This window comes from Deltaproteobacteria bacterium, from assembly GCA_016210045.1.
Taxonomy (GTDB): Bacteria; UBA10199; UBA10199.
The window spans coordinates 112,296-124,423 of record JACQUX010000004.1 but is presented as its reverse complement, the minus strand read 5'-3'; the positions used below and the strand labels follow the sequence as shown (position 1 = coordinate 124,423).

Annotated in this window: 11 protein-coding genes; 10 read left to right on the top strand and 1 reads right to left on the bottom strand. The window is 59.7% G+C overall.

Annotation, left to right across the window (positions count from 1 at the left end):
• Positions 1-151: 151 nt before the first annotated feature.
• Positions 152-2,233 (bottom strand): GAF domain-containing protein, encoded by a 2,082-nt coding sequence (locus HY696_00870; protein MBI4236953.1) that lies wholly within the window; start codon positions 2,231-2,233, stop codon positions 152-154.
• Positions 2,234-2,360: 127 nt separating this feature from the next.
• On the opposite strand from HY696_00870, the gene HY696_00865 reads away from it, so the two are divergent.
• From HY696_00865 to HY696_00820, 10 genes are all read left to right on the top strand, one after another.
• Positions 2,361-2,981, top strand: coding sequence for a hypothetical protein (locus tag HY696_00865; GenBank protein ID MBI4236952.1), 621 nt, complete (start codon positions 2,361-2,363; stop codon positions 2,979-2,981).
• Positions 2,978-4,243 (top strand): hypothetical protein, encoded by a 1,266-nt coding sequence (locus HY696_00860; GenBank protein ID MBI4236951.1) that lies wholly within the window; start codon positions 2,978-2,980, stop codon positions 4,241-4,243. The genes HY696_00865 and HY696_00860 overlap by 4 nt, the downstream gene beginning before the upstream one ends.
• A gap of 62 nt (positions 4,244-4,305) precedes the next feature.
• Positions 4,306-4,629 carry an iron-sulfur cluster assembly accessory protein gene (locus tag HY696_00855; GenBank protein MBI4236950.1) on the top strand — a complete coding sequence of 108 codons (324 nt, stop codon included), beginning with the start codon at positions 4,306-4,308 and terminating at the stop codon, positions 4,627-4,629.
• A 32-nt stretch (positions 4,630-4,661) separates the two neighbouring features.
• Positions 4,662-4,979 (top strand): iron-sulfur cluster assembly accessory protein, encoded by a 318-nt coding sequence (locus HY696_00850; protein MBI4236949.1) that lies wholly within the window; start codon positions 4,662-4,664, stop codon positions 4,977-4,979.
• Positions 4,976-5,230: a hypothetical protein gene (locus HY696_00845; GenBank protein ID MBI4236948.1), complete on the top strand. Its 255-nt coding sequence runs from the start codon at positions 4,976-4,978 to the stop codon at positions 5,228-5,230. Before HY696_00850 ends, HY696_00845 begins: the two co-directional genes overlap by 4 nt.
• A gap of 422 nt (positions 5,231-5,652) precedes the next feature.
• Complete coding sequence (locus HY696_00840) at positions 5,653-7,644, top strand: hypothetical protein (protein MBI4236947.1); 1,992 nt, start codon at positions 5,653-5,655, stop codon at positions 7,642-7,644.
• A 78-nt stretch (positions 7,645-7,722) separates the two neighbouring features.
• A complete protein-coding gene (deoC, locus tag HY696_00835; GenBank protein MBI4236946.1) occupies positions 7,723-8,607 on the top strand; it encodes a deoxyribose-phosphate aldolase in 885 nt (294 codons plus the stop codon).
• A gap of 23 nt (positions 8,608-8,630) precedes the next feature.
• A complete protein-coding gene (locus HY696_00830) occupies positions 8,631-10,139 on the top strand; it encodes an aldehyde dehydrogenase family protein (protein ID MBI4236945.1) in 1,509 nt (502 codons plus the stop codon).
• A gap of 11 nt (positions 10,140-10,150) precedes the next feature.
• Entirely contained in the window at positions 10,151-11,011 is an 861-nt protein-coding gene (locus HY696_00825; protein MBI4236944.1) for an aldehyde dehydrogenase family protein, read from the top strand.
• Complete coding sequence (locus HY696_00820) at positions 10,990-12,123, top strand: rhomboid family intramembrane serine protease (GenBank protein MBI4236943.1); 1,134 nt, start codon at positions 10,990-10,992, stop codon at positions 12,121-12,123. Before HY696_00825 ends, HY696_00820 begins: the two co-directional genes overlap by 22 nt.
• Positions 12,124-12,128: the final 5 nt, after the last annotated feature.

The window sequence follows — 12,128 nt, the reverse complement described above, 5'->3', positions numbered from 1 at the left end:
CCTCGCGTTACGGCGCTCGGCTCACTGAGACCTCGCTCGGTCGGGCTTCAACTCCATAGATCTCCCTCGCTCAGACTCGCCCGCAGGACTCCCCTCTCGCCCCTGCCGGGACCGCGTTCCAATTTGAATGTAAGGACCTGGGATATCCATTTCACCCCGGCATGCGAATGGCCGGATATGCGGGGAGTTGTGGTTGTGTTTCGACAATGAAGTCCGTCGTGGTGGGCGTCGGCGGGGTGGCGGGCAACAAACACGTGAACAGCGTCCCTTTCCCGGCTTCGCTCTCTGCCCAAATCACGCCGCGATGCAACTCCACGAGCTGACGCACTAAGGCCAATCCGAGTCCTGTCCCTTCGTACCGTCGCGTGACTGAGCTGTCGACTTGGCGAAACATCTCGAAAATGATGTGAAGGTGCGACTTCGGAATCCCGACGCCGGTATCGTGGACCTGAATCGCGAAGCCGCCTTGGGTAAAGGGCGCGACATCATCCAGATGCTGTCGCCACGCGAGTTGCCGCAACGTTTCCAGGCGCATGAAGTGATACGCCGTGACCGTAATGGCGCCGCCTTCCGGCGTGAACTTGATCGCATTCCCCAGCAGATTGAGGAACACTTGCTGGAGTCGCCGTTCGTCACCCTGCAAGGGTGGCAGATCCGGCGCCACGACCAACGTGAAGCGGTGCTGCTTGCGCGCCAATAAGGAACCCACATTGCGATGCGTGCGTTCCAGGAGTTCCCGCACATCGATCGGTTCGATTGTCAGCGTCATCCGCCCCGATTCCATGCGGGAGAGATCGAGGATGTTGTTGATCAACTCCAGCAAGTTCGCCCCGTTGTTGCGGACCTCGCGCAGGCTGTCGAGTTGTTCTTCCGTCAGCGGCCCCATCGCGCCTTCCAACAGCAATTCGGAGAAACCGATAATGGCGGTGAGCGGGGTGCGGAGTTCATGGCTCATCGTGGCCAAAAATTCGCCTTTCACCCGATTGGCCTCAAGCAGTTCTTGATTCGTCGTCTTGAGTTGCTCGATTAGTAACGTCACTTGCAGCACGAGCGCCGCTTGGTCCGCAAAAATCTGCAACGTCGAGACGGCGCGATCGCCGACAAAACTTTCATCCGAGAACCCGAGCAACATGCCGATCAGATCGCCTTCCACGACTAACGGAATGGCAACGGTCTTGCGAATGCCGAAATGTTGTTGCACTGCCTGGAGTCGCTCCGCCGGCAACACGGGTTGAAATCCGAGCAGCAGTTCGCGCAGTTCCCGCCGATAGACGACTTTCCGCTCCATAATTTGGCGCAACACCACGCTCTCCGGTGCATCCAACGGCAGCGTCAACTCGCGGAGCGCCGTCCCCAGCATCGTTTCCACTTCGCGGATGGCCTCGACCGAGCGTGGCGGGTAACAGATCATTGCGTTGCGCTGATGATCGCTAAGCAATAAGAGACAACCGACTAAATCGAGTCCGCTAGTGAGCCCGACTAACACGCGATCTGCGACTTCTTCGATCGATGTGGTGCCGCGGATCGTCGCCCCGATCCGTTGTAACGCCATGAGTTCGCGATTGCGGGCCTCGAGCGCGCGTTCGCGGACCCACGTCAGGCGTTGCGCCGATTTCACGGCATAGACGGCGAACCCGAGCAACACGGCGAGCATCACCGGATGCATCCACGTCGGGTGTTCCCAGCCGGCATGTTCGCTCATCAGATGCGCGGCATTGATGGCCGGGGTCGTCAGCGGCGGTAAATATCCGCCCGAAAGCAAGACATAGAAGATGCCATAGGTGACGAGGGAGCAGATCGCGAGCGTTGTGGCGATTCGGTAACTATAAATCAGACCGGATGCGAGACAGTAGCAGCAGTAGATCAAGAAGTAATCGCTTTGAATATCGCCGAGCAGGTAGATCATCGTGGTGATGCCCACCATGTCGGCCAAGATTTCGATGACCAGCGATGCGGTCATGAATTGGGCTGTGATGATGTTGTAATAGCAGTAGATCGTGGCCAGCGCGGTCGCGCCGATCGTTAACATGGCCGGATGTGTTGGTGGGACGACATCGGCGAACACCAGCGCGTAGAAGAACGCAAAACTGAAGAGGATCAGGAGGCGAAGCCGCGCGGTAAAAATATGACGATCGCGATAATCGGGATACGTCATCTCCGTGAGGAGATGCAGCAGCGAGACGCGATCATGATCCCCCGGTGGCATCGTCCGCTCATACTTGATCGCTTTCATCGCTGTCAAACCACACCTCGTGCCATGGTGTCTTGCAGGGGGGCAACTATCGCCAAATGCAGCGCCGATACCGTATATAAGGATGAAACTGTTGGCACTCTTTTTGAGGCTCTGTTACAATCGCCGCATGCACGTTTGGCGATTCATTGGAGTGTTGCTGTTGCTCATGGCGCCGCTGACCGCAGCGCATGCGACGATGGTGGCGCCGGCCTCGCTCGCCGACCTCACTACCGAAGCGGGCGTGATCTTCATCGGGACCTGCCAAGTACGCGAGACCAGTCTCAAACCGACGCCGATCGGTGGCGTCATTCCGGTCAGTCATTACACCTTTGAAGTTCAAGAGGTCCTGAAAGGGGAGATCGCCGACGGCAGCGACTTCCAATTTGATCAAGTCGGCGGACCGATACCCGTGGGGACTTCGACCGCTGATCTCCTCCGACCCCTTTCCTCCACTGTGTACGATGTCGGCCAGACGTATCTGTTGTTTCTCAAACCCCTCTCTACCGGTTGGTGGACCCCAGTCGGTCTGATGCAGGGCCGATTTACGGTCACGGTACAACCGGATGGCAGTAAGACGGTCACGAATGGAATCAACAACCAGCTGTTGTTCCAAGGGATGCACAACGCGGCATCTCCCGCAGTCGCGGTGTCGAAGGCCGCGCAACGTGTCGTGGAGCAGGGGGCTGGGCCGGACCTCTCTTATGATGTGTTGAAAGAGTTAGTGAAGGGACTCCAACCGACCCCATGAAGCCACGCCTTCCGATACTGTTGGTCATTGCGCTGCTCTGCTGCTGGACCCTTCCCAGTTTTGCCGCGAGTCCTTGGTATATCGACGATCACAAATCCGGCAATCCTTACACCTGGGCCGGCGGGACGGTCATTTGGTACAGCGAAAAGGCCGGGCTCGGACCGCTCAGTGAAACCGATGTGATGAAAGTCGTGCAAGATTCGTTCGACGTCTGGGCGAAGGCCGGCCTGACGTTGCCGGGACTCGTCAAAGTGCCGACCGCGCAAGTCTTCGCGAAACAGGGCGGCGTCGTGACCACCGAAGTCAACAATCTGGCGTCGGTGCAGAAACTGCTCAACCAACAGAAAACGGTCATTGTGATGGACGACGCCGGAACCTTCACCGAGGCGTTAGGCGGCGATCCGGATAAGGTCGCCGCGATGACTTTTCTCGGCGGGAGCAATCTTGATGCGGCCACGCTAACGATCAAGGCCGCGTTTACGGTGCTGAATGGGCGCTTCCTGAAAGGCGCCAATAAGAGCGACCCGAATGATTCGAAGATCCAGATGTTTCGGGCCACGGTCATTCACGAGCTCGGTCATCTCTTTAATTTAGACCACTCCGGCGTCAACGCGGACTTGTTCGGCGATGTCTTAAAAGATCCGCAACTGAGTCAGGCCTTGCCGACCATGTATCCGATCATCGCGACCCCGGACCAAAGCACCCTCCATTGGGACGACGTCGTCGCGATCTCCAACCTCTATCCGCGCGCGGAATATAAGACCAAGTTTTGCGAGTTGGCCGGCACGTTGATCGGCTCCGACAATCTCGGCTTTCAAGGCGCCCAAGTGGTCGCCCGCTCCACGCTCGATCCATTAATTGTCTCGGTTTCGGCCATCACCGGCAATTCCTATCCCCAAGACACCGCCGACGGCAGTTACATCTTGCGCGGCATCATTCCCGGTGTGGCGTATGAAGTCTTCTACGAAGAACTCAATCCGGCCTTTACCGGTGCGTCGGCGATTCAACCGTATGGGGACGATGACGGCGAAAAACCGCGGGCCGGATTCGGGGCCGATTTGATCACGGCTGGCAACGGCAAGGCGACGAAAGTGCAGTGTCAGCAAGGGGGTGAGACGTTGCTGATGGACACCGTGCAGTTAAGCGTCCCCGCCGGGGGCGTGCCGCCGAAGAATTCGCTGGTCGATGCGCCGCCTCCTCCTGAGACGAGCGAGAGCGGCAGTGGCGCCGCCGCCAAGGGCTGCAGTCTCATTCTGCAATAACTAATGAAATAGTCGTGCGCGGCCTTGACGCCTCTGACGGCGCCAGCTATTTGCGTCCGCATATGATCACGATCACCCCGGCTGCGCTTCAAAAGATCAAGGCGTTCCAGCAGGCCGATCCGGCCCAGGCCGGCAAGGCATTTCGCGTGGCCGTCGATTCCGGCGGGTGTTCCGGCTTCAAATACGATTTTCGTTTCGACGAGCGGCATCCGGAGGACCAGCTGATGACCCAAGAGGGCGTGACCGTTGTGGTCGATCCGGCCAGTTTGGATATTCTGCAAGGCGGGATTCTTGATTTCGTCGAAGACTTCCAAGGCGCCGGCTTTGTGGTCCAAAACCCCAACGCGACCGGCGGGTGCGGGTGTGGGAAGTCGTTTAGTGTGTGACGCGTGCGTAAGTGCGTACGTCGAGGAAGCTCATGATTACTGTAGAACCACATGCGGCGGAGCAGGCGAAGACGTTACTCGCCAAGTTAGGGAAACCGAACATCCGCGTGCGGGTGTTGTCGGGTGGGTGCGCGGGATTGGAATATAAGATCGAACCGGCGGATGCCCCGAGCAGTGAGGACTTGAGCTTTCAAGCCGATGGTTTCCAGATATTAGTCGATCGGCGCAGCATCATCTATGTGGCTGGTTCCCACCTGACATATGAATCAAGTCTGATGCAATCGCGTTTCAAGTTGGTCAATCCGAACGCCACAGGCTGTTGCTCTTGTGGGGAATCATTCTCCGTATGAGTGAGCCGATCTGCTTCGATATGAATGCGATCTTTCCCGGGAAGGCCGATCCGCAGACGTTTGCGGCAAAGGTCGACGCCCATAATTTCGCGGTCTACCAGGCGCAGCATGTCCAACTGCGCGGCTGTGCCCCGAGTTGGGCCCATTTGCTCGTGGCCGCGCAGCTGTTGCCGGTCGTCGTACAGCTCGACTTCCTGCTCGACGACGGACATGGCGGTCAAGTGATTCCGATCGCGCCTACTGCACCGTAAGGTGTCGTCTCCTGCATCGCATTTTTTTAGACCCTCACCCCCCGCCTGCGGCGGGAACCTCTCCCCGTCGGGGCGAGGCAAATGTCCCCCTCTCCCCTTGGGGAGAGGGCCGGGTGAGGGGGAGCGCAGCAAGCGAAAGCCAGGTCGACTCAAGCAACTTTTTCCAATATCAGTCGATAGTAACTGCACTGGAGGATCTGCCCGTGATGGGACGAGGAACAATTCAACGACAGCTGGCCCAATGGCGACGTTACTGGGGCTCACGTCGCCCCCCCGATGGGCAAAGCCCATCGGGTCCCCCCCTCAACGCCGCTGTGCGGCTGGGGGTAAGCTCGCGTGCCCCGGCCATCAGGCCGGGGGCTCTTGGTATCGCTCGCCGCTCCTATCCTATACGCGCTGCCGTTACGGCGGTCGCACGTTGGGTGCGGGAAGCGCCACCGTTTTTTCAGCCGGCCTGGGCGGGCGGATTTGCGGCCGCACCAAGGCCGGAGCTGCCGCAGTGGTGTTTGTCGGTCGGTGCGGGACGTGGTGGGGCCGGGGGCGACGCACCGCTGAACACGCAGCAGGCACGCGTCGCGCTGCTGCGGGCCAGCCGATTGCCGGAGATCGTCGCGGTATTGCGCCGCATGTCCGATACCGCGCCGCTACGGCAAGGCATTGCGGCCGTCGAGGCGTATCACACTGACCCAACCGCCGCAAAATTACGAGCCATCCCCGATCTTGATGTGAGCCTCCAAGAGCGGGTCGAACAATTGCTGCCGCCACCAATAACCGTCAGCATGTTGCACAATTGGGGTCCCCCGACGCAGATCGGTGTGTCAGTGTCTCCAGCGCCACATCCGCCTGCGTCCCGTGCGGCCGCTGTCCGAAATGGTGCGGGGCCACCGGTTGCGGCGAGTAGCGAATCTCCCGGCGAATTGACCGCCGCAATCGATAGGATGCGACTCCCCGCGCAGGCGAAGGCCAAAGTGCGCGCACTGGTTCAAGCGGAAGTTCAACGACACCGGCGACCATGGGTGCCATGGGTGGTTCTGAGCGGCATTTTTGCATTGGCTGGTGGCGTCGCCGTGTATCACGGCCTGGCCGCAGCTGAGGATGAAGACGCGGCCGCTTTGCAGACCAGTGCCGCCCACCGCCCAGCGCCGAACGACGACACGACCGAGACGCCGCACCGACGCCGTAAGCCGCTGGTCGGAGTCGATCTCTCGCCACTGCGGCGCGCCGTCCAAAATCGTCAAGACATCGAGGCGAAACTGCGTGCGTTACAAGCCGTCCTCGCCAAGATCCCTGCACCGCCGACGACTGGAGCCCTCGTCTCCGCCCAAGAGGTCCGAGGCCGGATGATGCAGACGGCCCGCGTCTATGCGCTGTTTACGCAGGCGCGCGAGGCCGCGATGCAACGCGGCGCACTGTTGCAGCCGGCGGAGCTCGAAACCGTACTCGACACGAGCGGCGAGGCCGATGTTCGTCTGCGGCACGCATTTTATACCCTCGCGCGCGACTATTTTGCGCGTGTGGAAGCGATGCAACAAAAAGTTGCGGCGATCGTGGGGCAGGGGAATACCGCGCCGGGAACAATTGCCGATGCCGCACGATTGAAATCGGCAGTGCGCCAACGGTTTGGCTTCATTCCTGACGGCAAAGTCGAACTGGTGGTGCGCGACGTGCATCTCTCGTGGATCTTCTATCAGGAAGCCGATTACGTGCGGGCCACGGAGCCGCAGAGTGCCCTGTGGAGCAAGGTACGTAAGGATTACACCGCGGAAGAGGCGCGGCGGTATCAAGCCATTCGGAACTACGCACTCCGCACCGGCGGGATGTCGTTCGGCGACGGCACGACGATTGTGCGGGACTTTGGCGCCAAAGAAAATCAGGCCACGGTGATTCACGAAGAGGGCCACGAGTTGGATTCCGTCGGTCCGTATTTCTGGGCGCCGGTCTCGGCGTGGAGCGCGCTGGGCTGGAACGTTGCCGCCGATGCGGCGACAGAACTTCAGGCACTCGATACCTTTCTCGAACAAGTCTTCGATAAAAACGGCGTACGCTCGTTGCACACTGAAATGTTGCAATATCTCCGGGAGGGCAATCGGTTACGGATCGAGAATCCGTTTCGCCGTGGCGGCTTGTATGATCCGCTGCCGCTCTATGACCTGAAATCCTATCTGCAAGGCCGCTATGCCGCGCAGCCGAAGCTGCTCAAATCGGCTCTCAAAACGTTGGCCGCTAAACACGCCGCCTTTTACGCGCGCGTCGACCGCACCTATGCCTGCTTAAGCCGCCTCGATCGCGACTTTCACGCGCATCCGACTTTTGCCCAACGCTTCAAGCCGCTGATCCTCGGCTACCTCGCGACCCGCGGCACCGCCCCCTGGGACCTCGACTTGCTCGGGGATGTGTCACCAGCTCAGAAGTAGCGAATTTCCTTTCTACTTCCAGCCCCATTTTTGGTTTTGTTTGCGTTTACCGCCGAAAATTGCGATGAAGCGAGTCCTATGGGACTGCTCCAAACGACCGTCGACCAAGTCGCCGCCGAGGCGCGTGCCGGCATGCTGGCGCGGCGGAGTATCAAGAAAGACGCGAAGCTGGCCGGGATCAAACTGGCGATCTCGATGATCGACTTGACCACGTTAGAAGGGAAAGATTCCCCGGGACGCATTCGCCAACTCTGTCAAAAAGCCATCCGACCGTATGAGGATCATGGCGTCCCGTCCGTAGCCGCGGTGTGTGTCTATCCGCCGTTCGTTAGTGTCGCGAAGCAGGCGCTGGCGGGGACTGCCGTCAAGGTCGCTTCGGTCGCGACCGCGTTCCCGAGCGGTCAATCGCCACTCGTCGTCAAGTTGGCCGACACGCGCGCAGCCGTCGAAGCGGGCGCGGACGAAATCGATATGGTGATCGATCGCGGCGCCTTCCTGTCAGGCGAGTTTCAACGCGTGAGCGACGAAATCGCGGCCATCAAAGAGGCCTGCGGCGCCGCACACCTGAAAGTCATTCTCGAGACCGGTGAACTCGAAACCTATGACAACATCCGCAAGGCATCGTGTCTGGCCATGCAAGCGGGCGCCGACTTCATTAAGACCTCGACCGGAAAATATCCGATCGCGGCCACATTGCCGACCGTGTTGGTGATGCTCGAAGCCATCCGCGATTACTACTACGCGACCGGCCGGATGGTCGGAATGAAGCCCGCGGGTGGCATTCGGACGTCGAAATTGGCGCTGCAATATCTCGTGCTTGTGAACGAGACGCTCGGCGACCGTTGGTTGACGCCGGAGTGGTTTCGACTTGGGGCGTCGACGGTTACGAACGATCTCTTGATGCAACTCGTGAAAGAAGCCACCGGCCGATACCAATCAGAAGAGTACTTTAGTAAAGACTAGTGCTTGCGCAACTTGAGGTGTTTATGGCCCCGCCGAAATCCGACAATGTGGTACGACTCGAAGTCCTTCCCCCGAAGACGGATCTCACGTTCGGCAAGACGTGGGCCTATGCCCCGTCCACGGAAGCGACCGACCATGTCCGAATCGCGCCGCGTTACGAATTATTCATTGGGGGCAAGTTTGTGGCCCCGCGTTCCGGCAAATACTTTGCGACACTCAATCCGGCCACTGAAGCACCGCTCGCTGAAGTCGCCGACGCGAACGCGGCCGATGTCGATGCCGCCGTGCAAGCGGCGCGACGGGCCTATGAAAAATATTGGTGCAAGCTCCCGGCCGCGGAACGGGCCAAATATCTCTTCCGCATCGCCCGGCAACTGGCCGAACGGTCGCGCGAGTTTGCGGTCTTGGAGACACTGGATAACGGCAAGCCGATCCGGCTTTCGCGCGACGACGACGTCCCTCTTGCTGTCGCGCATTTCTTTTATTACGCCGGCTGGGCCGACAAACTCGAATACGCGTTTCCGGGCCGCACCGCGCAACCGTTGGGCGTGGCTGGACAGATCATTCCCTGGAACTTTCCGCTGCTGATGGCCGCGTGGAAATTGGCGCCGGCGTTAGCGTGCGGGAACACGGTCGTGCTGAAGCCCGCCGAGACTACGCCACTGACTGCGCTGCATCTCGCGCAGATCATCCAGGAAGCCGATCTCCCACCAGGTGTGGTCAATATCGTCACTGGGGCTGGAAGCACCGGCGCGGCGTTGGTCCAACATGCGGACGTGAACAAGATCGCGTTCACCGGATCTACGGACGTCGGCAAGTTGATCCAGTGCACTATTGCGGGGAGCCGGAAACGCCTCACGCTCGAGTTGGGCGGAAAATCCCCCAACATCATCTTCGACGACGCCCCCATCGACGCCGCTGTTGAAGGCATCGTCAACAGCATCTTCTATAACCAAGGTCACGTCTGTTGTGCCGGATCCCGACTGCTGGTCCAAGAAGGCATCGCGCCGCTGGTGATCCGCAAGTTGCAAGATCGGTTGCAGACGTTGCGAGTCGGCGACCCGCTCGACAAGAACACCGACCTCGGCGCGATCAACTCGAGGATGCAGCTCGAAAAAATTCGAGAACTGGTCCAATCCGGCTGCGATGAAGGCGCTGCGTTGTGGCAGCCCGCGTGCGAATTGCCAAGCAAAGGCTTCTGGTTCCGGCCGTCGCTCTTTACCAACGTCGCGCAGTCGCACCGCATTGCGCGCGAGGAAATTTTCGGACCGGTGCTCTCCACCCTGACGTTCCGCACGCCGGAAGAGGCGGTGGAAAAAGCGAACAACACGCCGTTCGGATTGGCCGCGTCGATTTGGACCGACAAGGGCGCGAAGATTTTCAAGATCACCAATCAACTGAAGGCCGGCGTGGTGTGGAACAATACCGCGAACCAATTCGATCCGTGCTCGCCGTTCGGCGGCTATAAAGAAAGCGGTTTTGGTCGCGAAGGTGGTTTGCATGGATTGTATCCGTATGTGACGTTGGCGTGAAGGAGATGTTCATGAGCGATCGACTCGCAGTGAAGAAGACGTACAAATTGTTCATCAACGGCCAATTTCCGCGCTCGGAATCGGGACGTACCTTCCCGGTCCATGGACATAACGTGAGCCGCGGTTCGCGAAAAGATCTGCGAGAAGCCGTGGTCGCGGCGCGCAAGGCGCAACCGGGATGGCAAAAGGCGACCGCGTATTTGCGCGGACAAATCCTCTATCGCGTGGCTGAAGTCTTGGAGACGCGCAAAGCGGCGTTTCAAGAAGAACTCCAGTGGCTCACCGGTGCCTCGGCCGCCAACGCGCGGCGTGAAGTCGAAAAGTCGATCGACCGACTCGTCTGGTATGCCGGATGGTCCGACAAATATCCGCAAGTCTTCGGCTCCGTGAATCCGGTGGCGGCGCCGTATTTTAATTTCACACTGCCGGAACCGATCGGCGTCGTGGGCGTGATCGCTCCGGAAGAGGCGCCGTTGCTCGGTCTGGTCTCGAAGCTCGCCCCGATCATCATATCCGGCAACACCGTGGTTGCCCTTGCATCGGAGGCCGCGCCGTGCACCGCGATCAGCTTCGCCGAAGTGCTGGCCACGTCGGATGTCCCGGCCGGCGTCGTCAATATCCTGACCGGTTCTAAGTCGGAATTTATTCCCGTATTGGCGAAACACATGGACATCAACGCGATCGACTATTCGGGACAGGATGCGGCGACGATCCAGTTGTTGCAACAAGAGGCCGCGTTTACTGTGAAGCGGATCCTGATCCGCGAGACCCCCAATGACCGCGCGTGGTGGGACGACCGTGTCGCCCAAAGTCCCTATTGGATCACCGAGGCCACCGAGATGAAAACCGCGTGGCATCCGATTGGTCTCTAATGACGACCCGCCGCTGTCCCGCCAGCATCGCCATCCTGATCCTCATTGCGGCAGCCTTCTTGGGTCTGGAATTGACCGGGGGCTCAGAATCCATTCCGAATTTGCTGCGTTTCGGTGCGCTGGCACCGACGCAAGTCCGCGCCGGTGAATATTGGCGGCTGGTCACGCCGATTTTCCTCCATATCGGATGGTTGCATCTGCTCTTCAACGGCTATGCATTGCTGCAGTTAGGCGCGCTCTGCGAGACGCTGCTCGGCTGGGAACGCTATCTGCTCGTGTTCTTGCTGAGCGGTATCGGTGGGACCGTCGCGAGCGCGTTGCTGAACGGTCGCGCGGTTTCGGCCGGGGCCTCGGGCGCCGTCTTCGGCCTCGGAGGTTTTCTGTTAGTCGTCGGATTGGTCAAGCATGCGCGTTTGCCGGAGTTGGCACGGCGTTCGTTGGTGCAAGGGATGCTGCCGTTTATCGGCTATAACCTTCTCTTCGGACTGATTAATCCGCGCATCGACAACATGGGCCATTTAGGTGGCTTAGTCACGGGCGCATTGCTCGGTCTGATCATCAGACCCGGTGCGGCTGCGCGCTGGCTGCGCATCGCCTGTGCCACAGTGGCGCTGGCCACGATCGGCGCGGCGATCGGCACGCAGGCGTGGCGGGGTGGGCGCATCGATCTCGTCGCGATCGATCGCGACGTGACGTTTTATATCGAATTCCATAACGGTGTGGCGCAACTGGTCTCGCGGTTAGCGGGCGAACTCAGTCCGGCAGCCGTCGAAGATATGGTGCAGCAGGCGCGGCAGTGGCGCGAAAAAGTGGCGCAACATTTTCAATCGGCCGCGTTGGAGGCAGAGCGCGCGACCGGACTCCAGATCCTCGATCAACTGATTGCACAGCTCGAAACGATCTATCGACAACTGCGAGACGCGTCCGCGAACTTGGACGCATCCGCCGCGTCCCTGAACGCCACGATCGAAAACTTTTTCGCTTGGTCGGAGCAAATGGTTGCATGGGCCCGCGCGCATGGGTATGAGATCGGGCCACGGGGAGGGGGCGTACCCCATCGTGGTGGGCATAGTGATGACGAAGTCCATGAGGAGGAGTCTGAGGGAAAATAATCAAC

Excerpts from the sequence above, each read along its gene's own strand:
- HY696_00870 (MBI4236953.1), bottom strand. The coding sequence starts at position 2,233 with ATGAAAGCGATCAAGTATGAGCGGACGATGCCACCGGGGGATCATGAT.
- HY696_00865 (MBI4236952.1), top strand. The coding sequence starts at position 2,361 with ATGCACGTTTGGCGATTCATTGGAGTGTTGCTGTTGCTCATGGCGCCG.
- HY696_00860 (MBI4236951.1), top strand. The coding sequence starts at position 2,978 with ATGAAGCCACGCCTTCCGATACTGTTGGTCATTGCGCTGCTCTGCTGC.
- HY696_00855 (MBI4236950.1), top strand. The coding sequence starts at position 4,306 with ATGATCACGATCACCCCGGCTGCGCTTCAAAAGATCAAGGCGTTCCAG.
- HY696_00850 (MBI4236949.1), top strand. The coding sequence starts at position 4,662 with ATGATTACTGTAGAACCACATGCGGCGGAGCAGGCGAAGACGTTACTC.
- HY696_00845 (MBI4236948.1), top strand. The coding sequence starts at position 4,976 with ATGAGTGAGCCGATCTGCTTCGATATGAATGCGATCTTTCCCGGGAAG.
- deoC (MBI4236946.1), top strand. The coding sequence starts at position 7,723 with ATGGGACTGCTCCAAACGACCGTCGACCAAGTCGCCGCCGAGGCGCGT.
- HY696_00830 (MBI4236945.1), top strand. The coding sequence starts at position 8,631 with ATGGCCCCGCCGAAATCCGACAATGTGGTACGACTCGAAGTCCTTCCC.
- HY696_00825 (MBI4236944.1), top strand. The coding sequence starts at position 10,151 with ATGAGCGATCGACTCGCAGTGAAGAAGACGTACAAATTGTTCATCAAC.